The 23,048-nt window shown below is 69.1% G+C and carries 18 protein-coding genes; 5 read left to right on the plus strand and 13 right to left on the minus strand.

Going from position 1 to position 23,048, the window contains the following annotated elements; genetic code table 11:
- Nucleotides 1-55 precede the first annotated feature (55 nt).
- Nucleotides 56-433 (plus strand): DUF3224 domain-containing protein, encoded by a 378-nt coding sequence (locus HDA39_RS21050; protein ID WP_184797580.1) that lies wholly within the window; start codon nt 56-58, stop codon nt 431-433.
- Here the strand turns inward: HDA39_RS21050 and HDA39_RS21055 are convergent.
- The 3 genes from HDA39_RS21055 to HDA39_RS21065 form a co-directional block, all read right to left on the minus strand.
- Nucleotides 418-1,053 carry a spermidine synthase gene (locus tag HDA39_RS21055; RefSeq protein WP_337925831.1) on the minus strand — a complete coding sequence of 212 codons (636 nt, stop codon included), beginning with the start codon at nt 1,051-1,053 and terminating at the stop codon, nt 418-420. The two genes, HDA39_RS21050 and HDA39_RS21055, sit on opposite strands and share 16 nt — an antisense overlap.
- Nucleotides 1,054-1,073: 20 nt before the next feature.
- On the minus strand, nt 1,074-1,772 hold the full coding sequence (locus HDA39_RS21060) for an aggregation-promoting factor C-terminal-like domain-containing protein (protein ID WP_184797582.1): 699 nt from the start codon (nt 1,770-1,772) through the stop codon (nt 1,074-1,076).
- Between the two features lie 173 nt (nt 1,773-1,945).
- Nucleotides 1,946-3,280, minus strand: coding sequence for a PhoH family protein (locus tag HDA39_RS21065; RefSeq protein ID WP_184797584.1), 1,335 nt, complete (start codon nt 3,278-3,280; stop codon nt 1,946-1,948).
- 409 nt (nt 3,281-3,689) lie between these two features.
- On the opposite strand from HDA39_RS21065, the gene HDA39_RS21070 reads away from it, so the two are divergent.
- Entirely contained in the window at nt 3,690-4,859 is a 1,170-nt protein-coding gene (locus tag HDA39_RS21070; RefSeq protein WP_184797585.1) for an NYN domain-containing protein, read from the plus strand.
- A gap of 6 nt (nt 4,860-4,865) precedes the next feature.
- On the opposite strand, the gene HDA39_RS21075 is transcribed toward HDA39_RS21070, so the two are convergent.
- The gene (locus tag HDA39_RS21075; protein ID WP_184797587.1) at nt 4,866-5,645 is read right to left on the minus strand and encodes an isoprenyl transferase; all 780 of its coding nucleotides are present in this window, start codon (nt 5,643-5,645) and stop codon (nt 4,866-4,868) included.
- Between the two features lie 297 nt (nt 5,646-5,942).
- Here HDA39_RS21075 and trhA point away from each other — a divergent pair, with 297 nt between their 5' ends.
- Nucleotides 5,943-6,659 (plus strand): PAQR family membrane homeostasis protein TrhA, encoded by a 717-nt coding sequence (gene trhA / locus HDA39_RS21080; RefSeq protein ID WP_238356112.1) that lies wholly within the window; start codon nt 5,943-5,945, stop codon nt 6,657-6,659.
- Here trhA and HDA39_RS21085 read toward each other — a convergent pair.
- Entirely contained in the window at nt 6,644-7,111 is a 468-nt protein-coding gene (locus HDA39_RS21085) for a MarR family winged helix-turn-helix transcriptional regulator (RefSeq protein ID WP_184797589.1), read from the minus strand. The genes trhA and HDA39_RS21085 overlap by 16 nt on opposite strands.
- Nucleotides 7,112-7,165: 54 nt before the next feature.
- Here HDA39_RS21085 and HDA39_RS21090 point away from each other — a divergent pair, with 54 nt between their 5' ends.
- Nucleotides 7,166-8,341, plus strand: coding sequence for a phosphotransferase (locus HDA39_RS21090; protein ID WP_184797590.1), 1,176 nt, complete (start codon nt 7,166-7,168; stop codon nt 8,339-8,341).
- Here HDA39_RS21090 and HDA39_RS21095 read toward each other — a convergent pair.
- Entirely contained in the window at nt 8,334-8,804 is a 471-nt protein-coding gene (locus HDA39_RS21095) for a nitroreductase/quinone reductase family protein (RefSeq protein WP_184797592.1), read from the minus strand. The genes HDA39_RS21090 and HDA39_RS21095 overlap by 8 nt on opposite strands.
- A 44-nt stretch (nt 8,805-8,848) precedes the next feature.
- On the opposite strand from HDA39_RS21095, the gene HDA39_RS21100 reads away from it, so the two are divergent.
- Nucleotides 8,849-9,337 (plus strand): hypothetical protein, encoded by a 489-nt coding sequence (locus HDA39_RS21100; RefSeq protein WP_337925832.1) that lies wholly within the window; start codon nt 8,849-8,851, stop codon nt 9,335-9,337.
- Here HDA39_RS21100 and HDA39_RS21105 read toward each other — a convergent pair.
- From HDA39_RS21105 to HDA39_RS21135, 7 genes are all read right to left on the minus strand, one after another.
- Nucleotides 9,334-10,758 carry a M28 family peptidase gene (locus HDA39_RS21105; protein WP_184797596.1) on the minus strand — a complete coding sequence of 475 codons (1,425 nt, stop codon included), beginning with the start codon at nt 10,756-10,758 and terminating at the stop codon, nt 9,334-9,336. The genes HDA39_RS21100 and HDA39_RS21105 overlap by 4 nt on opposite strands.
- A gap of 87 nt (nt 10,759-10,845) precedes the next feature.
- Nucleotides 10,846-12,927 (minus strand): M4 family metallopeptidase, encoded by a 2,082-nt coding sequence (locus tag HDA39_RS21110; RefSeq protein ID WP_238356113.1) that lies wholly within the window; start codon nt 12,925-12,927, stop codon nt 10,846-10,848.
- Between the two features lie 226 nt (nt 12,928-13,153).
- Nucleotides 13,154-15,175 (minus strand): thioredoxin domain-containing protein, encoded by a 2,022-nt coding sequence (locus tag HDA39_RS21115; RefSeq protein ID WP_184797598.1) that lies wholly within the window; start codon nt 15,173-15,175, stop codon nt 13,154-13,156.
- Between the two features lie 58 nt (nt 15,176-15,233).
- Nucleotides 15,234-16,802: an OmpL47-type beta-barrel domain-containing protein gene (locus HDA39_RS21120; RefSeq protein WP_184797600.1), complete on the minus strand. Its 1,569-nt coding sequence runs from the start codon at nt 16,800-16,802 to the stop codon at nt 15,234-15,236.
- Nucleotides 16,803-16,811: 9 nt separating this feature from the next.
- Nucleotides 16,812-20,774, minus strand: a complete 3,963-nt coding sequence (locus HDA39_RS21125) for a ThuA domain-containing protein (protein WP_184797602.1) — start codon at nt 20,772-20,774, stop codon at nt 16,812-16,814.
- 9 nt (nt 20,775-20,783) lie between these two features.
- Complete coding sequence (locus HDA39_RS21130) at nt 20,784-21,782, minus strand: multicopper oxidase domain-containing protein (protein ID WP_202893080.1); 999 nt, start codon at nt 21,780-21,782, stop codon at nt 20,784-20,786.
- 293 nt (nt 21,783-22,075) lie between these two features.
- Nucleotides 22,076-22,963: a helix-turn-helix transcriptional regulator gene (locus HDA39_RS21135; protein WP_238356114.1), complete on the minus strand. Its 888-nt coding sequence runs from the start codon at nt 22,961-22,963 to the stop codon at nt 22,076-22,078.
- Nucleotides 22,964-23,048: the final 85 nt, after the last annotated feature.

The following is a 23,048-nucleotide window of genomic DNA, read 5'->3' on the forward strand; positions in this document are numbered from 1 at the left end:
GACAACGCCACATCCCAGCCCACCTCCATCGTCCAGGGCGCACCGAGGAGTACCGATGCCGTTCACCCAGTCGTTCGAGATCACCAAGTGGGACCAGTCCACGTACGACGAGGCCGACGGTGTCGAGCTCGGCCGCGCGACGGTGGCGAAGTCCTTCGCCGACGGCGACCTGGTCGGCACCAGCTCGGCCGAGCTGCTGATGGCCGGTACGCCGGCCGGCCCCGCGGCGTACACCGCGATCGAGCGCTTCACCGGCACCCTCGCGGGCCGCGACGGCTCGTTCGTGATCGTGCACGGCGCGACCGCCGACGAGACCGTGTCCCGCGGCAAGATCGTCGCCGCGACCGGCGACCTCACCGGCCTGACCGGCACGGTCGTCTTCGAGCACGACGACCAGGGCCCGCGACTGACGGTCGACTACGAGCTGGCCTGAACCGAGCCCTGGTAGACGTAGTACGTCTCGTCCCGCCCCTGCAGCCGCACGGGGACGGGCGAGACGACACACGCCCCGAAGACGTTGCCGATAGCCCCTTCCAGCGCGGCCGACGCGGACGACGACCAGACCGTCAGCACGCCGCCCGGCCGCAACCTGGACCGGCACACAGCGAGGAACCCGTCGGTGTAGATCGCCGCGTTCCCGTCGTACACGAGGAAGTCCGGCCCGTTGTCCACGTCGAGCAGGATCGCGTCGTACGCATCAGAATCGGCGACCACGTCACGAACGTCGCCGACGGCAACCACCACCCGCGGATCGTTCAGCACCGAGGGCACCAGCCCGGCGCGCATCCACTCCACCACCGCCGGCTCGATCTCCGCCACGACGATCTCGCGCACCGCCGAGGAAGCCAACAACGCCCGGACGGTGTAGCCCAGCCCCAGCCCACCCACCAGCACCCGCGACGGCGAACCCACCAAGGCCACCTCCGCCAGCAACTCCTCGCTGGAGGTCTCCTGATCGTCCATCACGAACACACCGTTCACCCGCAGCTCCAGCGCCCCGTCAGGACGCCGCCGCAGTACCAACTCTCCGCGCTCACTGACAGCGCGAGCCACCTCTGAAGTCACAGAGGTAATCAGTACCAGTTCTTGGCTCTCGAGTGGGCCCAGGCCTCGCAGGGGGAGCCGTAGGCGTCTTCGATGTAGTCGAGGCCCCACTTGATCTGGGTGACCGGGTTGGTGCGCCAGTCGGAGCCGTACTCGGCCATGCGCCTGCCGGGGAGGGCCTGCGGGATGCCGTAGGCGCTGGACGTCGGGTTGTCCGCGGTGACCTTCCAGCGGGACTCCTTGGTCCACAGCTTGTCCAGGCAGGAGAACTGACTCTCCTTCCAGCCGTGGTTGTCCAGGAGGTTGAGCGCGATCTCCCTCGGCGTGCCTTCGAGCTCCTTGCGGGCGGCGTCGCGGCTGGCGCGCTCCTTGCGGGAGTCGCTGTTCGTCCGCTGCAGCGCCTCGTACCGGGCCAGGGCGGCGTTCTTGGCCTTGCGGCGCAGCGCAGCCTGGTCCTGCATGGTTTTGCGGGCGGTCTCGACGGCCTCGATCTGGTTCCGCAGCCGGACGACCTCGGCGGCCTGCTCCTCGGCGCTCTGCGGCTTGGCGGTCGGCTTCTTGGCGTCCCGCGTCTTCTCACTGTTCAGCGCGGCGAGCTCGGCCCGCCCGGAGACCGGGTCGGAGGCCGCACTGGTCTTGGGGGAGCTGAAGAGATCGATACTCGCGACGATCGAGACTACGGCGATCCCAGTGACCGCGAGGATCGCGACGGAGCGCTTCGCTTTCATCTGTCCTTCCGAGATACCCGACCCCCGTCGGCTGCAACAGGAACATACTCTGACCTAAACAGACCGTGATCACAAGCAGGTCACAACACACGGTGCGGCCACCTCGCGTGTGGCCGCACCGTGTACCGCAGAAGTTTTAAATTGCCTTTACAGAACCACCCCGGTACGGCGGCTCAGAGCTGCACGTCCTCGAGCATCTCGGTCACCAGCGCGGCGATCGGCGACCGCTCCGACCGGGTCAGCGTGACGTGGGCGAACAGCGGGTGCCCCTTCAGCTTCTCGACCACCGCGACCACGCCGTCGTGCCGCCCGACCCGCAGGTTGTCGCGCTGCGCGACGTCGTGGGTGAGCACCACCCGCGAGTTGGCACCGATCCGGGACAGAACTGTGAGCAGCACGTTGCGCTCCAGCGACTGGGCCTCGTCGACGATCACGAACGCGTCGTGCAGCGAGCGGCCGCGGATGTGGGTCAGCGGCATCACCTCGAGCATGCCGCGGTCCATCACCTCGTCGATCACGTCCGGGCTGGTCAGCGCGCCCAGCGTGTCGTAGACGGCCTGCGCCCACGGCTGCATCTTCTCCGACTCCGAACCGGGCAGGTAGCCCAGCTCCTGGCCACCGACGGCGAACAGTGGGCGGAAGACGACGACCTTCTTGTGCTGCCGCCGTTCCATCACCGCTTCCAGCCCGGCGCACAGGGCCAGCGCCGACTTGCCGGTGCCGGCCCGGCCACCGAGCGAGATGATGCCGACGTCGGGGTCGAGCAGGAGGTCGAGCGCGACCCGCTGCTCGGCGGACCGGCCGCGGATGCCGAACGCCTCGCGGTCGCCGCGGACCAGCCGGACCCGCTTGTCGGGCATCACCCGGCCGAGCGCGCTGCCGCGGTCCGACAGCAGCACCAGACCGGTGTGGGTCGGGAACTCACCGGCCTGCGGCAACTCCAGTACGCCGTCCTCGTACAGGCTGTCGACGTCGGCGGTCTCGACCTCGAGCTCGCTCATCCCGGTCCAGCCGGACTCCAGGGCGAGCTCCGCGCGGTACTCCTCCGCGACCAGGCCGCAGGCCGAGGCCTTGACCCGCATCGGCAGGTCCTTCGAGACCAGCGTGACGTCGCGGCCCTCGGCCTTGAAGTTGCAGGCCACCGCGAGGATGCGGCTGTCGTTGTCGCCGAGCCGGAAACCGGCCGGCAGGCTCTCGGGGTCGGTGTGGTTCAGCTCGACCCTGAGGGTTCCACCCTTCTCGCCCACTGGCAGGGGCGCGTCCAGTCGTCCGTGCAGAATCCTGAACTCGTCCAGCATGCGCAGCGCGGTGCGGGCGAAGTAGCCGAGTTCGGGGTGATGCCGTTTGCCCTCCAGTTCGGTGACAACGACGACCGGAATGATCACCTCGTGCTCGTCGAACCGCTCCATCGCATGCGGATCGCTGAGCAGAACGGAGGTGTCCAGCACGTAGGTGCGCTGGTCCGGTACGGATGAGGTGCTTGACGCCTTGGCGTGGGTGGCAGCCATGTCGCACGTCCTCTCGGGCCGCAGCGTGCACCACGCCCGGCCCACCAGTGGTTAGGTAGTGGACCGGGAACAGGCCCGGAGGTCTGGTGCAGACCCCCTCCGGCACGCCGTGACGTGGCCGGGGATCAGCAAGATCGAGACCGTAGGTCTCGGGCACTCCGTTCTGCCCCTCATGGGGCAACCGGCTGGCGAACGATTCTCATCTGATCGGGCCTCCCAGGACAGCCGGCTTCCCCTCCGACCGTCACCACCGAGAGTAGGACGGTCCGTGAAACGCCGCAGCCCGACACGCCCGGCCACGGGGTTAACGGCTTGTTACACGTTGCCACCCGCCCGTTCACCCGTGCGGGGGAGGCCGATCGCCCGCGGGAGGGATCCGCTCACCCGGCGTACGGACGAGCCTTGAGGTATGCGGAAGAACTGGCCGGTCTGGACCGGGTGCGCGACAGCCCTGTGGTCCTTCGTGTACGGCGTACTCGGGGTTTACTGGACGACCGGCGGCGAGGGCTATCCCTTCGCGAAGGTCGAGGACGATCGCTCCACGGCGTCACTGCTGGAGGGGGCTCCGGTGGACGTCGTGGCGCCGGTGATGGCCGTGCTCGGGTTCACCGGCGCGGTGGTCGCGATCCTGATGACGGTACGACGGCCGCGCGGGTGGTTGCCGCAGGCATTCGGGGCCGTGCTGGCGGTCGGGCTGGCGCTGGCGATCCCCGACTACACGCCGCTCGCGGTCCTTGCCCTGTCCCCCGCGTTGCTGGTGTTCGCGTTCACCGGGATCCCCGGCGCGCAGGGCGGCCTCGAGGACATCCTGTACTGGCACCGGGTGAACGTGCTGCTGATCTTCCTCGGCGGCCTCCTGTGGGCCGCTACGGCGATCGCGTACCACCGCCGGGCCCGGGAGGCCTGTGTGTCCTGCGGACGGCGGCACGGGCGCCCAGTGGCCTGGACGACGCCCGAATCGGCGCTGCGGTGGGGGCGCCGGGCGGTCTGGGTCGCGGTGCTGTCGAACGTGCCGTATGAGTTCACCCGCGTCGCCTGGTACTTCGGGTGGCCGCTGGGGATCTCCGACGGGTTCCGCCAGGAGATGGCCGACACCCCGTGGATGCTGGAGATCGGTCTGGCGATGGCCCTGCTCGGGGCCGGCGGGGGCATCCTCACGCACGGGCTGGTGCAGCGGTGGGGTGAGGTGTACCCGCGCTGGATCTGGTGGCGGGCCGGCCGCCGGGTGCCGCCGTCGCGGGCGATCGTCCCGGCCACGATCGTCGCGGTGGTGCTGATTCCGGCCGGGCTGATGAACCTGCGGCTGATCGACGACAACCCGGGGTCGGCCTGGGGCCTGGTGATGCCCGGGGTGCTGTGGGTCGTCTGGGGTACGGCGCTCGGCGTCGCGGCGTACGCGTACTACCTGCGTCGGCGGGGGACGTGTGTCCGGTGCGGCCAGGGAGATCCCGGCCGGGACCTGCTGTCCGCACCGGGCCGGCAGGCGGCCCCGAAGCCGAGCGCCGAGCCGGCCCCGGAGCCGAGCGCCGAGCCGGCCCTCAGGCCGGCGAGTGCGAGCCGGCCGGCCGGGGACCGGTGACCGGGCTCAGACGCCGAAGCGGCGTTCGCGTTGGGCGTACGAGCGGATCGCCCGCAGGAAGTCGACGTGCCGGAAGTCGGGCCACAGGGCCTCGCAGAAGTAGAACTCCGACAGCGCGCTCTGCCACAGCAGGAAGCCGCCGAGGCGCTGCTCGCCGGAGGTGCGGATGACGAGGTCCGGGTCCGGCTGGCCCTTGGTGTACAGGTGCTCGGCGATGTGCTCGACGTCGACGCGCTCGGCCAACTCCTCGATCGAGATGCCCTTGGCGGCCTCCTCCAGCAGCAGCGAGCGGACCGCGTCGGCCAGCTCGCGGCGGCCGCCGTACCCGACGGCGACGTTCACCAGCAGACCCTCGGCGTGCTGGGTCGCGGTCTCCGCGCTCTTCAGCACCTCGGCGGTCGCGGACGGCAGCAGGTCCAGCGCGCCGACCGGGTGGATCCGCCGGCCACCGACCGCGGCCATCTCCTCGACGGTCTGCTCGATGATCCGCAGCAGCGGCTCCAGCTCGTCGGCCGGGCGGGTCAGGTTGTCGGTCGACAGCATCCAGACCGTGACCACCTTGACGCCGACCTCGTCGCACCAGCCCAGGAACTCCGAGATCTTGCTCGCGCCCGCCTCGTGCCCGCGCGACACCGGATCGCCCGAGGCCCGGGCCCAGCGCCGGTTGCCGTCGATGATCACGCCGATGTGGCGAGGCATCCGGTCCGGCGAGAGGGAGCGCGCCAGCCGGCGCTCGTACAGTCCGTACACGGCGTTGCGCAGGCGCTGCTTGCCGGGTGTCCGCATGGGCAGGTGTTCTCCTCGAGTCCTCGACCGGGCCGTCTGCGGGATCGGAGGTGGTGCAGGCGTGCCCCAACGAGGCTAGCCCAGATCGGCGGGGTCGCAGAGGCCTCGGCGAACATCGAACTTATCGACTCTCGATCGCATCAGACACTTCAGCGGGTCCTGCGGAACACTCCGGCCGAGTGTCCCGTACGCCGTGAAGTGGCCTACATTTCATCCTTAGGAACCATTGAACCTACGCAACCGTAGGTTACGGTTGCGTAGGTACGATTTCCGACGGCGTTCCGAGGAGGATGGCGCATGACGGCCAAGACCGTGTCCGGCGGCACCACCCCCACCGAACCGCCGGCCGAACGCGAGACCGGGCACCGCCTGGGCCAGGCGCTGAAGCCGAAGCTGCGCGGCTGGCTGCACGCCGGCACCTTCCCGTTCGCGACCGCCGCGGGCATCGTGCTGATCTGCCTGGCGCCGAGCGCGAGCGCCCGCTGGGCCGCGGCCGTCTACACGCTGGGCTCGATGCTGCTGTTCGGCATCTCGGCGCTGTACCACCGGTTCTACTGGGGCCCGACCGGCGAGGCGGTCCTGCGCCGGCTCGACCACAGCAACATCTTCCTGCTGATCGCCGGCACCTACACCCCGCTGGGCATGGTGCTGCTGAGCGGCAACGACCGGATCCTGCTGCTCAGCACCGCCTGGGGCGGCGCGCTGATCGGCATCCTGTTCCGGATCTTCTGGGTCGGCGCCCCGCGCTGGCTCTACACGCCGATCTACCTGGCGCTCGGCTGGGTCGCGATCTTCTGGATGAACGACTTCTACCACCTCGGCGGCGCCTCGGTCGTGACGCTGCTGGCCGTCGGCGGCGGGCTCTACTCGATCGGCGCGGTCATCTACGGCACCAAACGGCCGAACCCGTCACCGCTGTGGTTCGGCTTCCACGAGATCTTCCACGCGTGCACGGTGGCCGCGTTCGTCTGCCACTACGTCGCCGTCAGCATCGCCACCTACCGCGCCGGCTGACCGCTGCCCCGGGAGGCGCCGATCTCGATCAGCGCCTGCCGGAAGTCGGCGTACCGGTCGTCGCCCAGCCGCTCGGCCCAGAGCCGCTCCACCCGGTCGATCGCACGCCGGGCGAAGGCCGTCGCCTCGTCGCCCTTGCCCGTACGCCGGACCAGCCGCACCCGCCGATCCGTCTCCAGCCGCGCGGACTCGGCGTACCCCTGAGCCTGCAGGTAGTCGACGTGCTGCCCGAGCCCCTGCTTGCTCATCCCCGCGTGCGCGGCCAGGTCGGTGATCCGCGCGCCGTCCGGCGGGATCAGGTCGAGCAGCCGGTAGTGCGACACCCGCAGCCCCGGGAACGGCTGCCCCGGACCCTCCAGGATCTCCTCGCGCATCCTGGCCATCACCGCGCCGAGCAGGTTGGCGACGTGCGGCGGATGATTCAGACCCGGAAGGCCGTTGACGGAAGTCATAAAGCCACTTTACTATCCAAATGGTAAAGCTGCTTTGCTTTCCGGGGGGATCTCATGACCATCACCGCACTCGAACCACTCGGCCGGGACGCGCCCGACGACGACCAGCTCACCGCGCTCGTCCGGGCGATCACCGGCGACCCGCACGCCGTACCGCTCAGCAGCCGGGCCGAGCCCTTCCCGTACGCGATCGGTACGCCGACCACCGCCGCGCTGATCCGCGTCCTCGGCACGGCCCGTCTGGCCGACGGGTCGACCACCGACTGGTGCAGCTTCGTCAAGCAGCTCCAGTCGGCCCGCCACTGGGAGCTGCTCCACCTGATCCCCGAGCCGCTCCGGGAGGACCTGGTCCAGAACATCCCCTGGCGGCTGGAGCTGGCCGTGCACCGCAGCGACATCGGCGCGCTGATGCCCGAGGGGCTGCGCCTACCGGCGACGTACCGGATCGACGAGTACGACGACGACCGGGCGACGCTCTGGATGGAGCACGTCGTCCAGGAGCCGGGGATCTGGGGCCTCGAACGCTTCGGCCGGGCGGCCTTCCTGCTCGGGCAGTTGTCGGCCCGCCGCCAGCCGCACCTGGTGCAGCCGTTCCTGCCCCGGCCCGGCGTCGACCAGCCGGGCATCGGGCTGCGGTACTACACCAACGGCCGCGTCACGATGAGCGCCTTGCCGGCCCTGGCCGACCCGCATACGTGGCGTCACCCGCTGCTCGCCGCAGCCGTCTGCAACACCGGCGAGCACGGCCTGCGCGACGACCTGCTCGAGCTGAGCGAGCAACTGCCCGGCGTACTGGATGGCCTGGACGCGTTGCCGCAGTGCTATCAGCACGGCGACGCGAGCCCGCAGAACCTGCTGGTCCCGCTGGGCAGTCCGGACGAGTTCGTGGTGATCGACTGGGGGTTCGACTGCCCGCAGGCGGTCGGCTTCGATCTGGGCCAGCTCCTGATCGGGCTCGCCCACGCCGGTGAGCTGTCGCCCGCCGCGCTGCCTGCCGTGCACCAGGTGATCCTCGAGGCGTTCACGGAGGGGTTGGCCGCCGAGGGGATGCCGGTGCCGCAGGAGCAGGTCCGGTACGGGTATCTGGGGTCCCTGCTGGCCCGGGCGACGTTCACCGCGCTCCCGCTGGAGAACTTCGGCGCACCCGCGACCGACTCCGCCGTGGCACTCTTCGAGGACCGGGTGCTGCTCACCCGGGCCCTGATCGACCTGACCAAGCAGCTCAGCTAGGAGTCAGCAGGAAGACCCGAATGTCCCGCCCACTCCGTTCCACGTAGGTGTCGTACGCCGGGTACATCTTCGTCACCAGCTGCCAGAGCCGATCCCTCTCCTCCCCCGCAACCAGTTCAGCCCGCACCGGCACGGTCTGCCCACCTGGCAGCACCACAACGGCTTCGTCATGGGCCAGCAGGTTCGCCGACCACGCCGGATGATGCTGCTGCCCCCAGTTGGACGCGGTCACCACGAACGAGTCACCGTCCTGTGCGTAGAGCAGCGGGGACGTCCTCTGTTGCCCTGACTTGCGCCCGGTGGTCGTCAGCAGCAGCGTCGGCAACTGGTGCCTGCCGAGGATGTTGATCCGGCCACCTGATCGCTTCAGCAGCCAGCAATCCACCGGCATGACCCGCCGGCCGGCCGCGGCGAACCACGACTGGTGGCCTAACAGCCGGATGACATTCGTGTACCAGCCCATGCACGAAGTCTGACGGGCGGCTCGAAGTGGGTAGACAGGAGGGTGTGAGGAACCTTCGTCTTGCCGCCGCTAGTGCTACTGCCGCCGCCGGTCTGCTGTTGGCCGGCTGCGGAGACGACTCGGGCGCGGGGAGCAGTCCCAGCCCAACTGCGTCCAGTACACCAACCCCGAGCGCGCCTCAGGCGCAACCCATCACCGTCACCCGGACCGGCGGTTTCGCGGGCTTCGACGACAAGGTCGTGATCGGCACCGACGGCGTCACCACGGTCAGCCAGCGCGGCAAGCAGACGCACAAGTGCAAGCTCGACGCGGCCTTCCTCACCTCGCTGCACACCGCGGTGGGTCAGGTCGACTGGGCCGGGATCGGTTCGACCAAGCCGACGATCAAGCACCCCGACGACATGATCATCGCGATCTCGGCCGGTGGCGGCATCGCCCGGATGGAAGATCCGCGCCTGAAGCCGCTGGCGACTCCGGTGACCCAGCTGCTCACCGAAGCCGCCGCGCCGGGCAAGCTCTGCAAACCGGTCTAGCTCGTACCGAGCACCACATCGTCGATCACGAAGCTCGTCTGGAGCGACGAGTCCTCCTGGCCGACGAACTTCACGGTGACCGTCCTGCCCTTATACGCCGTGACGTCGTACGTCTTCTGCACGTACGCCGTCGCCTTGTTCAGGTTCGACAAGGTCGCCAGCGTCGACGTCGTCGCGCCGTCGACCACCTGAACCTTCACCGTGTCGTACACCGTGGACCCCGTGGTCTCCGCGGTGTCGATCCGGACCCAGAACGACAGGCTCGCCGCGGTCGCCGAGGCCGGGATCGCGACCGACTGGCCGACGTTCTCGGTGCTCGACCGGCCGTTGCCCTGCAGCCAGGCCTTGTAGCTGCCGCCGTGCGCCGGCTTCGAGCTGGAGTTGGTGATCACGCCGGTGGTCCCGGTCCAGTTCGTCGCGCCGGACTCGAAGCCCGGGTTGAGCAGCAGGTTGCCGCCGGTCGGCGGGTTCGTGGTGCCGTAGTCCTTCTGGGCGTAGTTCCAGACCATGTGGCCGATCGCGTCGCTCTGCCGGTCCAGCGAGGTCAGGTTCAGGTTGTTGATGGTGTCGCACGAACGGTGGTAGCAGGGGTCGTAGGCCTGCCCCGCCGTACCGCCCCACTTGGCCGCCTGCGCCGACGTCTTGATGCCCTCGGCACCGGAGAACGTCCCGGCGGTGGGGATTCCGAGCGACCGGAAGGCCGCGTGGTCCGACCGGCCCTGCACGTCGATGTACTCGGTCTGGATCGACTTGCTGGTGAAGTACGCCGTGAGGTCGTCACGAGCGCCGTTGCCGGCCGGGTTGTCGTTGTAGACGAAGTAGCCCGGGTTCGGCGAACCGGTCATGTCGAAGTTCAGGTACAGCTCGATCTTGTCGCGCTCGGCCGCGGGCAGGTTGTTGACGTAGTACTTCGAACCGACCAGACCGAGCTCCTCGGCACCCCAGAAGCCGAACCGCAGCCGGTTGCGCGGCGTCTGCCCGCTCGCGGCGTAGGCCAGCGCGGTCTCCAGGACGCCGGAGCTGCCGGTGCCGTTGTCGTTGATGCCCGGACCCGAGCTGACGCTGTCCAGGTGCGAGCCGGCCATCACGACGTGGTTCGCATCGCCGAACGGCCACTCCGCGATCACGTTGTACGACGTACCGGCCGACGTCGAGAAGGACTGCAGCGTGGTGGTGTAGCCGGCCGCGTCGAGCTTGGACCTCACCCAGTCGGCCGACGCGCGGTAGCCGGGCCGGCCGGTGTAGCGGTTGCCACCGTTGCTGGTGGCAATGGACTGGAGCTGGTCGAGATGGGCCTTGACGTTGGTGACCGAGATGTCGGGGGACTCGGCAACGGTCGTGGCGGTGGCGGCGGCGCTCGGCACCAGGGCGGTGGAGACGAGCGCTGCGGTCAGTACGCCGTACAGGGTGGTCTTGGACATTGGTGAACTCCCTTGCTTCACAAAGAAGCCGGGGCGCACACACTCGGGCGGGAGGTGTGCGCCCCGGACGGGACCAGCAGGCTCAGGTCAGGAGCCGGCGACCAGCGAGACGTCGTCGATCACGAAGCTCGTCTGCAGCGACGAGTCCTCCTGGCCGAGGAACTTCACCGTGACCGTCTTGCCCTTGTACTGCGTCACGTTGAAGGTCTTCTGCACGTACGACGTCGACTTGTTCAGGTTCGACAGCGTGCCGAGCGTGGTGGTGGTGCCACCGTCGACGACCTGGACCTTCACCGTGTCGTAGACCGTCGAGCCGGTGGTCTCCGCGGTGTCGATCCGGACCCAGAACGACAGGCTGGCCGTCGTGGCCGCGGCCGGGATGGCGACGGACTGGGTGATGTTCTCGGTGGTCGAGCGGCCGTTGCCCTGCAGCCACGCCTTGTACGACCCGGTGCGGGCCGGCTTCGACGAGCTGTTGGTGATCACTCCGGTGGTGCCGCCCCAGTTGGTGGCGCCGGACTCGAAGCCCGGGTTCTTGACCAGGTTGTCACCGGTCGGCGGCTCCGGGTCGGTGCCACCGCCACAGGCGGCGGTGCCGGCCGGGACGGAGATCGCGGAGAACGCGGCCTCGATGCCCTTGCACTGCGTGGAGTCCGCGCCGTACAGCTCCTTGGCCGAGTTGATCGCGCCTTCACGGGCGTCGCGGTAGGTGCTGCCCGAGGTGAGCTTGGTGCTCAGCGTGCGGTACCAGACCTTGGCGGCCACGTCGCGACCGACCGGGGTGATCGTCGCGCCGTTGCAGGCGGTGCTCGTGTGGGTGACCCCACCGATGACCTTGCTGCCGGTGCCCTCGGAGGCCAGGTAGAACCAGTGGTTCAGCGGGCCGGAGGAGTAGTGCGGGTCGGCGCCGCTGACGGCACTGCTCCAGCAGTCGTAGCTGCGGCCGTCCTTGTTCGGCTTGTCCATGTAGCGCAGCGGCGTGCCGTTGCCGTTGATGTTGATCTTCTCGCCGATCAGGTAGTCCCCCGGGTCCTGCGCGTTGTTCGCGGAGAACTCGACGGCGGTGCCGAAGATGTCCGAGGTGGACTCGTTCAGGCCGCCCGCGTCGCCGAAGTAGTTCAGGTTCGCGGTCGCCTCGGTGACACCGTGGCTCATCTCGTGGCCGGCCACGTCGATGGCGGTCAGCGGCCGGGCGTTGCCCGCGCCGTCGCCGTACGTCATCTGGGTGCCGTCCCAGAACGCGTTCACGTACGCGTTGCCGTAGTGCACGCGGGACCGCGCACCCTGGCCGTTGTTGAAGATGCCGTTGCGGCCGTGGACGTTCTTGTAGTAGTCCCAGGTCAGCTGGGCGCCGAAGTGCGCGTCGACACCGGCGGTCTGGCGGTTCGCGGTGGTACCGCTGCCCCAGGTGTCGTCGGGGTCGGTGAAGAGCGTGCCGCTGCCGGACGTCGCGCCGTTCAGGTCGGTGGTGTTGTTGCCACCGCGGCTCGGGTCGCTCATCGAGAAGCTGCCCGACGTACCGATGCTCACCTGGCCGGAGTACATCGAGTTGCCGGTACCGGTCTTGATCTCGTCGTCCTGGGCGAGGACGGCGCCGGACTTGGCATCGATGTAGCTGTGCAGCACCGACGGGGTCTGGTCGGCCTTGGTGCCGGTGGTGACGACCTCGTAGGCAAGGACCGGCTTGCCGGTGGCCGCGAAGACGATCAGCGAACCCTTGTTGCTGGTCGCCTTGAACTCGGCCGACTTGGCCGCCGTACCGAGTGCCGAGGCCTGGGACAAGGTCGGCTTGGTCGAGCTGACGGCGACGCTCTTGGCACCGCGGTTGTAGGTCACCCCGCCGATCGCCTCGCCCTTGCGCTCGACGATCAGGTCACCGCCGACGACCTTCAGGCCGTTGAAGGTGCGGTCGTAGTGCACGTACTCGGTGCCGTCCAGGTCCGCCGCGACGCCGCGGGCGACGAGCTGCTCGCCTCCGCCGAGTCCGAGGGCGGCGGCCGTCTGCGCGGTCAGCGCGTTCTCGGCCTTGATGGCGGCCGGCTCGTTGAAGCCGGATGCCGGGAGCGGGGCCGTACGGTTGGCGGCTCCGGCGGGCGTGCCGGTGATGGTCGCAGCCAGACCCGCTGCTGCGACGATGGCCACCGCCCCTGCTGATGTCAGTCGTTTCAAGACAACATCTCCTCACGGTGTGGTCGCTGTTTGGGCGCAGCGACCAATTCAATTGGGGACGCCGGACGCAAGTGACCCAGCAGTGCCACTGCCTCAGTTGTGACACTGTGTGTCAGGACATGCGCATCCTGTTACATCCGACTGAGGGAGGACTCTCCACCCGGCGGAGGCGAGAGTCAAGGGAATCTCGCGAAACGACAGGGAAAACCCGCGTTGGCCCGCGTTGTCAGCGGCCGCCGGTCAACTCCGCGCGAAGGTCTTCCGGCAACCCGATCGGGAGCTTGCAGGTGAACTTCTGACACACGTACGCCGCGGCGCGCCCGTCGACCAGACCACGCCCGGCCAGCAGCGGTACGTCGGAGCCCGGCTCACCACGGACGACGGCCGTGCCCCAGGGCGCGTGATGGACGGCAACACGGACGAGCTCGACGACCCCGACCCCGACCGCGCGCCCAGCGTCGGCGTCGGCGTCGGCGGAACCGACGACGGCGATCTCAAGTGGTCCGGCCCGATGCATCTCGGCAACCGCGAGCGCCCGGCCTGCGAAGCGTGGTGCCCTCGCGGCCAACGCCGCCGAGGCCGCGAGCGCTTGCCCTGCGGCCTCGTCGTACCGGGCCTCGCCCGTCACCGACGCCAGCGTGGTGAACGCCTCCGCCGCCAGCGACACCCCCGACGGGCTCGCGTTGTCGGTTGCGTCCTGCGACCGCCACGCCAGCTTCTCGGCGTCCGCCGCCGTGTCGAAGAAGGCGCCATCAGCAACGAACTGCTCCAGAACCCTGTCCAGCAAGGCCTTAGCCACCTGGAGCCAGGATCCGTCAGATGTTGCCGCAAGCAACGTCAGACAGCCTTGCGCGTACGCCGCGTAGTCCTCCAGCACACCGTGCGCGGAGCCGACGCCACCGTCCCGCGAGGTCCGGTGCAACCGCCCCGACGCATCGAGATGCACATCGCGAATCAACGACGCCGCCCGCACCGCGGCGTCGACGTACTCGGGCCTGTCGAGCACCAACCCGGCTCGCGTCAGCGCCGTGATCGCCAGCCCGTTCCAGGCGGCAACGACCTTGTCGTCGCGCCCCGGGTACGTCCGCCGGCCGCGCGCCTCGAGCAACAGTCGTTTGACCCGCTCCCAGCGCTGCAGGTCGTCCGGGTCCCGTCGCAGCTGCAGCACCGACGTACCGTGCTCGAAGGTCCCCGTCACGTCGCACAGCTCGATCACCCAAACGGCGTCGTCCCCGAGCACCTCGCGTAGCTCATCCGGCGACCAGACGTAGTACTTGCCCTCCTCGCCCTCGGTATCCGCGTCGAGCGCCGAGGCGAACCCACCCTCCGGCGTCCGCAGCTCGGCGAGCAGGAAGTCGGCCGTCTCGGTCGCGACGCGCTGTGCCAGCGGCGAGCCGGTGACAGCCCACCAGTGCGTGTAGACGTCGAGCAGCAACGCGTTGTCGTACAGCATCTTCTCGAAGTGCGGCACGATCCACTGCGCGTCCACGCTGTACCGCGCGAACCCGCCGGCCAACTGGTCGTACATCCCACCCCGCGCCATCCGCTCGCAGGTCGCCTCGACCATCGCCAGCGCGTCCTCGGATCCGGTCCGCCGGTGATGCCGCAGGAGGAAGTCGAGCACCATCGACGGCGGGAACTTCGGCGCCTGCCCGAACCCGGCGTCCACCGGGTCGAAGTCCACCTTCAGTACGGCGGCCGCCCGCTCCAGCACCGCCGCGTCGATCGCTCCCCCAGCAACCTGCTGCCGTGCCCCGAGCTGCTCCACGACGGACTGCCCGATCCCCGCGATCTGCTCCCGCTTGCTCCGCCACGCGTCGGTGAGCGACTCGAGCACCTGCCGAAAACTGGCCATCCCGTGCCGCGCCTCGGCCGGAAAGTACGTCCCACAGAAGAACGGCTCCCCCGCCGGCGTCAGAAACACCGACATCGGCCAGCCACCCCGGCCCGTCATCGCGACGGTCGCCTCCATGTAGATCGCGTCGACATCCGGCCGCTCCTCGCGATCCACCTTCACGTTCACGAAGTGCTCGTTCAGGTACGCCGCCGTCGCCACGTCCTCGAACGACTCGTGAGCCATCACATGGCACCAGTGACACGCCGAGTACCCCACCGACAGGAACACCGGCACGTCCCGCTCCCGGGCCTCCGCGAACGCCGCCTCTCCCCACTGCTTCCAGGCCACCGGGTTCTCCGCGTGCTGCCGAAGATAGGGCGAGGTCGAAGAACCGAGCTCGTTCGAGGTCATGCCACTACCGTCGCACAGCGGTGGTGAGTCCTCCCGGGTTGACGTGTCGTGAGTGTGTCTAGAGCAAGGACTGGCGAACGGCGTGCAGTCGTTTCGCGGCGGTCTTCACGATGCTGAAGGTGCCGGAGAGCTCGGTCGAGACGTTGCCGGCGTTGTCGGTGGCGCGGACCTTGACGGTGTGTGCACCCGCCGTGGCGATCACGACTGGTGCGGTGTACGCCGTCCAGGCACCCTCATCCAGGGCGTACTCGATCGACCTGACCCCGCCCGCGTCGCCGGCAGTGGCGTTGAGGGTGGCCCGGTCGACGAACTCCCAGCGGGCGTTCTGGTTCCCGGTCAGCCATCCCGACACCGTCGGCGGCGTGCTGTCGCCGCCCGAGGGCACGACCTCGAACGTCACGTTCCCCACGGCGGAGACGTTGCCGGCGGCATCGGTGGCTCGATAGGCCACCGTGTGCGCGCCGTTCGTGGCCACGTCGACCGGCACTGTGTACGCCGTCCAGGCGCCACCGTCGAGCTGGTACTCCACCGAGGCCACCCCGGACCCGGTGTCAGTAGCGGTGACCGTGACCGACGCCTGACCGACATAGTTGCCGTCGGCATCCTGAGTGCCGGAGACAGCTGCCGTCACGACCGGCGGCGTGGAGTCCTGCTCGACCACCGTGAAGTGCGCCATCCCCTCGGGCGAGACGTTGCCGGCATTGTCGGCGGCGCGGTAGTGCAGCATGTGCATCCCCGGGGTGTTCACGACCACCGGCGCCGTGTACGGCGTCCAGGCGCCGCCGTCCAGCTGGTACTCGACGGTCTTCACGCCGGAGTCGGCGTCAGTCGCGGCCACCGTCACTCGCGCGCTGTCGAGATAGTTGCCATTGGCATCTTGTTCGCCGCTGACCGCGGCGGTCACGGTCGGCGGAGTGGTGTCCTCCGGTGGATCGACCACCCGGAATCCCACCGATCCGCTCGGCGACACGTTGCCGTCGTTGTCGGTGGCCCGGTACTGCACCGAGTGATCGCCGACCGCGCTGACCACCACAGGCGCGGTGTACGGTTTGAATCCGGTGTCGTCCAGCTCGTACTCCACCGACGCCACCCCGGACCCGGCGTCCTGAGCGGTCACGGTGACAGTGGCCTGGCCGAGGTAGTGACCGTCCGGGTTCTGCGGCCCGGAGACGGCAGCGGTCACGGTCGGCGGGGTGGTGTCGTCACCACCGTCGCTGACGGTGAACTCGCCGACCATCGTGCCGTGCCCCGGAATGGCGCAGAAGTACCGGTACTTGCCCGGTGTGAGGGTCACCTCGAGCGTCTGCCGGCCGTTGCTCCCGTCGTCCGGATAGGCCAGGAGATTCACGTCGGCGTCGTGGTTGTAGCCCGGCGTCGAACGGTCGAACGTCAGCGTGTGCGACATGTCGGTGGTGTTGCCGGTGGCCTCACTGTTCTCGAACACGATCGTGGTCGGTCCGGCGACCGCCTGGGTCGGCGCCGTGGTGTAGGCGGTCACGCTGTCGCCCGCCGTCCAGGTCAGCACCTGTTCGGCGGCCGGCTCCACCGGCGCCGACGCCTGCGCCGGCACCGACTGGGGCACCAGCATCACCAGCACCGCGGTGAGCCCGGCGATGAGTCGTCGCATTCCAGCCTCCTAGAGGGTCCGCAGCCGGATGTTGCGGAACTCCATCAGATCGCTGTTCCCGTGGTTCTGCAGCCCGATGTAGCCCTCGACGAACTGCCGCAGGTCGGTGGGCGGGTCACCTGCCCGCGACGATTGCTTCCCCGGGGTGTTGTCGAACTCGTTGATCACCACGCCGTTGCGGATGATCGTGTAGTGCTGCCCGACGGCCTTGACCTCGTACTCGTTCCACTGCGCCTTCGGGGTCGGCCGGGCCGCGGCCAGTTCGTTCAGGTCGAAGTTGTAGATCGACCCGGTCTTCTGCGGCTCGCCCGACTCACCGTCGTACAGCTGGATCTCGTGGCCGCAGAAGATCGCCACCCAGGCGGGTGAGGTGCGGGCCGAGCCAACGGTGCCGCAACTGCCGAGCGGCCGCTGGTCGAGCGGTGTGCGCGGATCCGGGAACCGGACGAAGACGCCGCTGTTGGCGCGGCCGGACTCCGGCGCGACATCGCGGAACTGCAGCTTCAGCGAGAAGTCGCCGTACGGTCTCTTCGCGAACCAGAGCATGCCGAGCCCGCCGGACGGTTTCAGCGATCCGTCCGGCTGGACGGTGAACTCACCCGACGGCGCCTGCGCCCAGTCGTAGAACGACTCGGCGGTGCCGTTGAAGAGCGGCTCGTACCCGGTCACGCCGGGCCGGCCGATGGTCGACGCCCGGGCCGCCGCGATCAGCTCGTCCCGCTCGGCGACGGTGATGATTCCGCGCTGCCGCAGCTGCCCGGTGGCCTGCTGGACGTGGCTGACGAACAGGGCGTGGGTGCTCCACGTGCTCTCGTCGTCGATCAGGTCATCGGCCCGGCAGCCACCGCCCGCGTTGCGGTTCGGCACCGTCGTCGCGGTGTCCCCGATGGTCACGTTCGCACCTTGGTCCGCCACGACGCACCCGGCGTTGACCGCCACGGTCGCGACCGCGGTCGAGCCATCGGCGTAGGTGACGGTCACCTTCGCCGTCCGCAGCCCCGGACTGCTGTAGGTGTGCCGCGGGTTGGCCTCGGTCGAGGTGGCACCGTCGCCGAACGTCCAGGCGTACGACACCCCACCGGCCTTGGTGCCGTTGAAGGCGTAGGTCAGCGGCTTGTTCTGCACCGCGACCGCGGAGACCTTCGGCAGCGGTGTCGGCGGCCCGCCCTTGTAGCTGACCTTCACCAGCTTCTGGTTCGGGTGCAGGGTGAAGAATCCGCCGCCGTAGTCGAGCACGTAGAGCGCACCGTCCGGACCGAACCGCGCGTCCATCCAGCTCTGCACCTGGTCAGCACCATTGCCTCCGGCAATGATCTGCTGGAACGTCTCACCGAACGCCGGCGGCTGCGCCGTCGCGACGCCGGCCGGGTCGACCGTCACCGCGATCCGGCGGGCCGGGGACGAGTTGTCGCCGATGAACCACTTGTCGTCCCAGTACTTCGGCCAGGCCACACCGCTCTTGGCGTTCACCCGGTCGTAGTGATAGGTCGGCCCGGACATCACGGCCTGCCCGCCACCGCCCCGGAAGTACGGCTGGGTGTAGACCGCGTCCGCGTCGTCGTACGTCGGGAGCGAGCTGCCCGGGCGCTTCGGGAACACGGGGCCGCCACCGCCCGGTGAATACCAGATCATGTTGTCCTTGACCGGCGGCAACTCGACCAGCCCGGTGTTGCGCGGCGAGGTGTTCAGCGGGTTGTCGCAGTCGTACCAGCCGGTCAGCACCGACGCGTCGGTGTTGCTACGGTTCCGGTACGGCTGCCGGTTGCCCATGCAATAGGGCCAGCCGTGGTTGCCGGCCTCGGTGATGATCGTCGCGGTCTCGTACTTCGCCGGCCCGAGCTCGGGGTCCGGCGTACCGGCGTCCGGGCCGACCCAGCCGGCGGTCAGCCAGTCGGTTTCGGGGTCGATCGCGAGCCGGGAGATGTTCCGCACGCCCATCACGTAGATCTCGGGGCGGGCCTTCGCTGTACCTGGCGCGAACAGGTTGCCGGCCGGGATCGTGTACGTGCCGTCCGGCTCCGGGTGGATCCGGATGATCTTCCCGTTCAGGTCATTGGTGTTGCCTGCGGTCCGCCGGGCGTCCTGGAACGACAGCCCACCGAACTCCTGGGTCCAGTTGTTGCCGGAGTAGCCGTCTGAACCGCCCGACGAGTTGCTGTCCCCGGAACCGACGTACAGGTTCCCCTTGGAGTCGAACGCCATCCCGCCACCGGCGTGGCAGCAGCTGTGTTGCTGGACCTCCCACTGCAGCAGGTCCTTGCGGCTGGCCTGGTCGACGGTCTGGTTGGTGGCGTTGTACGTCAGCCGCGAGACCGTCCGCCTGCCGGTCTGCCGGACCCGGTCGACGGTGTCGTGCGGCATCCAGTAGACGTAGAACCAGCCGTTCTCGGCGAACTTCGGGTCCAGCACGATGCCGAGCAGGCCTTCTTCGTTCTTGACCAGCTCGTCACCGGAGCCACGATTGCCCATCACCGGCAGCGTGGTCAGCAGCTTCGCCTTCTTGGCGACCGGATCCCACTGGTGAATGGTGCCGCAGCCGAGGCCGACGTTCGGGTTGTCCCACGAGACCACCGGGCCGGTCGGGCAGGCTGCCTTGCCGACGTAGAAGACCTTGCCGTTCGGCGCGATCGTCATCCCGTGCGGTTCACCGATCTGGTCGAGCTGACCGGCCTGGTTAAGCGGGGTCAATCGCTCGATCGAGTAGTTGGCGGCGATCGTCGCCTGACAGTCGGCCCGGACCATTCCAGTGGTCCACTTCAGCGCTCCGAGCAGGTGCTTGCGGAACGCGGACTCGCCATAACTGCCGTCGGTGCCACCCATGCCGGTGTAGAAAGACCTGCCGCCGCTGTAGTCGCGGCACCAGGAGATCGGATGGAACGGGCCGTTGGCCCCGGGGCCGGGGTCGTAGTGCCGCTCCTCGACCTGCGCGACGGTGTGCACGGTGCCGATCGGGTTGGTCGCCCAGTTGCGCCACTTGTCGGTCCGGGTCAGGTTCAGCGGCAAGCCGGCGTTCGCCGGGTGCTGCCGGTCCAGCAGGTTGACCACCGCGCGCTGCGGAGTCGGCTCCGGTGGCGGCTGCGAGTCACCGGTGTAGAAGAGCAGGTCCGCGAGCTGGATCAGCGGCTCACCGCCGTTCGCGGTGATGTTCAGCCGATAGTGTCCGTACGACGTCGGGGTCGCGATCGTGAACACCCGGCGCTGTTGCCGCTCGGCGAAGACCTCGTTGGTGCGAGTGTCCAGGTCGGTCCAGGTACTGCCGTCGTTCGAGCCCTGCAGGGTCCAGTTCTTGGGATCCCGGCCGACGAAGTCGTTCGCCGAGGTGAGCGAGTACCTGGTCACCGCCGCCGGCTCGGCCAGCTTCATCGCGACCCAGCCGGTCGTCGTGAAGGCCAGCCACTTGGTGTTCGGGTTCGCGTCGGTCAGCTTCTCCTTGGACTCGTTCGGGGGGTTCTCCGCGCTGGCCGTCACGGCCGACACCGGCCGCGGCGGCGGCAACTGCTCGCCGACCGGGCGGGCGCCGATCAGGCCGGTGAACCACTCGGAGTCCGGCTGGAACTTCGACGCGTCGGCGATGCCGAGGTAGCCGTTGCCGGCCTTGATGTAGTTCTGCAGCGCGGTCTCCTGCTCCCGGCTGAGCGGGGTGCCCTTGGCGGACAAGAACACGACCGCCCGGTACGTCGCCAGTTCGGCAGGTGTGAAAACCGCCGGATCCGAGCTGACGTGCACCGTCATCCCGTTGGCCTGCCCGAGACCGGCGATCGCGTCGGTCGCGCGCTCGACCGGATCCAGCTGGTCGTCGGGCTCGCCGCGGAACACCAGCACGTTCACCGCCACATCGGTGGCGGCGGTCACGGCGACCGGCGCTGCCTGCGCGACGGACGGGCCACTGCCTGGCTGCACCAGTTGGGTGCCGAACGTCAGTGCCGCGATGGTCAGGAGGGCAGCGCTACGCCGCCGGCGGTCGAGCCTCATCGTTCCCCCTCAGCCGTGATGGTTGGAGTGATCGGCCTGCGGCCCGGCCACGTGGTGCTGGTGGAAGCGGTCGATCGCCGCCTGCGCGCCGGCCGGCATGCTCCCGTCGGGGTTGCGGACCAGGAACAGGCCGACCATCCCTTGGTCGGCGTGCATCTGCACATGGCAGTGGTACATCCAGGCGCCCGGCCCGACTCCCTCGCCGGCCAGGACCTGGAAGCCGAACGAGCTGCCCGGGTCGAGGTTCTTGTTGTCGATCACCGGGCTCGGGTCGTTCGCCCCGGTGAGCATGCCGGTGCGGGTGTCGGCCCAGCGGTGCGCATGCAGGTGGAACGTGTGCGGCAGGTTGCCGTGGCCGATGCAGACGAACTCGACGCGCTCCCCCTGCCGGGCCTCGAACATCGGGGTGTCCGGCGCCAACTTGTTGTTGATCAGCATCTCGGTGAACACGACCGTGTACTGCCGGTCCGGGATCAGATCACCGCGGCGACGGACGATCAGACCGCCGTACAGGCCCTTCTGGATCCCCACGGTGCCGTGGTCGTTGCCCAGGGCGTGGTCGTGGTAGTGCCAGTAGCCGGCGCTGCCGGGCATGAACCGGTTGCCGCCGATCTCGACCTGTGTGCGGGTGCGCCAGACATACGTGCGGGTCTCGCCGGGCGCGTTGAACGACGCGTTCAGCGGACTGCCGTCGGAGTTCACGTCGTAGTCGACGCCGTGCGGGTGGATCGACAGCCGCTGGTCGGTGGTGTTGACCAGCTCGATCTCGAGGGTCTCCCCCTCGTAGATCTCCAGCAACGGCCCCGGAACGGTCGCCTCACCGGGCGCCAGCCCGTAGCCGAACAACCCGCCTGGCAGCGGCTCGGCGTACAAGGTGATCTGCCGCACCGCGGCAGCGCTGCCGGGCGCGGAGGCCGCGCCGGTCAGCATCGCTCCACCGGCAACTGCGGCGGGCGCAACCAGCATCGACCGGCGGGACAACCGCGGTGTGTGGGCATGCTCGGCCATGACGGGACTCCGTTCGGGCGGGAACGCGTGTCTCGAGGTCCAGCGGTGTCTTCAGCGATCGGCCCCCCGGCCGACCAGCTGTAGTTAAGCCCGCACACTATGTAGTCGGAGAAGAAAAGTTAAGACCTGATCTGATGTTTTTTGTCGTTCGTTGTCAGATCTGGGCTCGCCGAGACTCCGTCCGGGGCGCGGACGGTCGGCTGGAGTGACTGGAACAGGGCCATCCGGCCGCGGGGTCGGTTCTTGGGCGGCGGAGCACGCTCGCACCCTGGGCAGGTGCCCGTCGTACGGGGTCAGCGGTCTGTGGGGGTGAAGGTTTCGGTGCCTACGACGCGGAGGAGGTCGAGGCGTTCTCTGGATTCGGTGTCGGCGGGGGTGAGGACCAGGAGCATCTGGCCGAGGTCGGGGGTGACCAGGGTTTCGCAATCCATCAGGAGGCTGCCGACTCTCGGGTGGACGAAGGTTTTACGGTCGGCGCGGCGGACTTCGACCTCGTGGTCGGCCCAGCGGCGGGCGAAGTCGGGGCTGGCGGCTTGCAGACGGCTGATCAGGCGCTGGACGGTCGGGTCGCCGGAGCGGCGGCCGGCGGTGGCACGGAGGTCGGCGACGAGGACGCGGGCGTGGTGCTCGCGCTGTTCGGGTGGGTGCGTCGCCCAGGCTTCGGGCTCGGTGAACCAGCGGTACGCGTGATAGCGGCGGTCGCCGGTGAAGCCGGTGTGATCCCCGCCGAGCAGGACGGACATCCTTGTCTGCGCGAGGATCTCGCCCAGGTCGGACATCACCATGGCCGGGGTGTCGCCGAGCAGGTCGAGCATGCGGATCAGGCCGGCTCTCGCCAATCGGGCGACGCCGTCGGCCGGTGGAGGTTGGTGCCCGGCCAAGTGGAACAGGTGATCGCGCTCGTCGTCGGACAGCCGCAGCGTACGAGCCAGCGCACCGAGCAGTTGCGTCGACGGCTGGCTGCTCCGGCCCTGCTCCATCCGTACGACGTAGTCGACCGAGATCCCCGCGAGCAGCGCGACCTCCTCGCGCCGCAGGCCCGCCGTACGACGGCGTGGGCCTGCGGCGATCCCGACATCGGCCGGACTGATCGCCTCCCGGCGACGGCGCAGGAAGTCCGCCAGCTCGTCGCGTTGCATGCCGTCCTCCTCGCCCGCGGGGTGCGGATCCCAGGACTTCATCTTCTCTCCCCCGCGAGCGCCGATCCAGGGAGCGTCGCTCCCACGATGAACTCTCCTCTCCCGCGCACCGCCGTACCGGCGCAGG

Source organism: Kribbella italica (assembly GCF_014205135.1).
In the GTDB taxonomy this organism is placed as follows: domain Bacteria; phylum Actinomycetota; class Actinomycetes; order Propionibacteriales; family Kribbellaceae; genus Kribbella; species Kribbella italica.

Excerpts from the sequence above, each read along its gene's own strand:
- HDA39_RS21075 (WP_184797587.1), bottom strand. The coding sequence starts at position 5,645 with ATGCGGACACCCGGCAAGCAGCGCCTGCGCAACGCCGTGTACGGACTG.
- HDA39_RS21090 (WP_184797590.1), top strand. The coding sequence starts at position 7,166 with ATGACCATCACCGCACTCGAACCACTCGGCCGGGACGCGCCCGACGAC.
- HDA39_RS21065 (WP_184797584.1), bottom strand. The coding sequence starts at position 3,280 with ATGGCTGCCACCCACGCCAAGGCGTCAAGCACCTCATCCGTACCGGAC.
- HDA39_RS21085 (WP_184797589.1), bottom strand. The coding sequence starts at position 7,111 with ATGACTTCCGTCAACGGCCTTCCGGGTCTGAATCATCCGCCGCACGTC.
- HDA39_RS21120 (WP_184797600.1), bottom strand. The coding sequence starts at position 16,802 with ATGCGACGACTCATCGCCGGGCTCACCGCGGTGCTGGTGATGCTGGTG.
- HDA39_RS21130 (WP_202893080.1), bottom strand. The coding sequence starts at position 21,782 with ATGGCCGAGCATGCCCACACACCGCGGTTGTCCCGCCGGTCGATGCTG.
- HDA39_RS21060 (WP_184797582.1), bottom strand. The coding sequence starts at position 1,772 with ATGAAAGCGAAGCGCTCCGTCGCGATCCTCGCGGTCACTGGGATCGCC.
- HDA39_RS21050 (WP_184797580.1), top strand. The coding sequence starts at position 56 with ATGCCGTTCACCCAGTCGTTCGAGATCACCAAGTGGGACCAGTCCACG.
- HDA39_RS21105 (WP_184797596.1), bottom strand. The coding sequence starts at position 10,758 with ATGTCCAAGACCACCCTGTACGGCGTACTGACCGCAGCGCTCGTCTCC.
- HDA39_RS21095 (WP_184797592.1), bottom strand. The coding sequence starts at position 8,804 with ATGGGCTGGTACACGAATGTCATCCGGCTGTTAGGCCACCAGTCGTGG.
- HDA39_RS21135 (WP_238356114.1), bottom strand. The coding sequence starts at position 22,963 with ATGAAGTCCTGGGATCCGCACCCCGCGGGCGAGGAGGACGGCATGCAA.
- HDA39_RS21125 (WP_184797602.1), bottom strand. The coding sequence starts at position 20,774 with ATGAGGCTCGACCGCCGGCGGCGTAGCGCTGCCCTCCTGACCATCGCG.
- trhA (WP_238356112.1), top strand. The coding sequence starts at position 5,943 with ATGACGGCCAAGACCGTGTCCGGCGGCACCACCCCCACCGAACCGCCG.
- HDA39_RS21070 (WP_184797585.1), top strand. The coding sequence starts at position 3,690 with ATGCGGAAGAACTGGCCGGTCTGGACCGGGTGCGCGACAGCCCTGTGG.
- HDA39_RS21115 (WP_184797598.1), bottom strand. The coding sequence starts at position 15,175 with ATGACCTCGAACGAGCTCGGTTCTTCGACCTCGCCCTATCTTCGGCAG.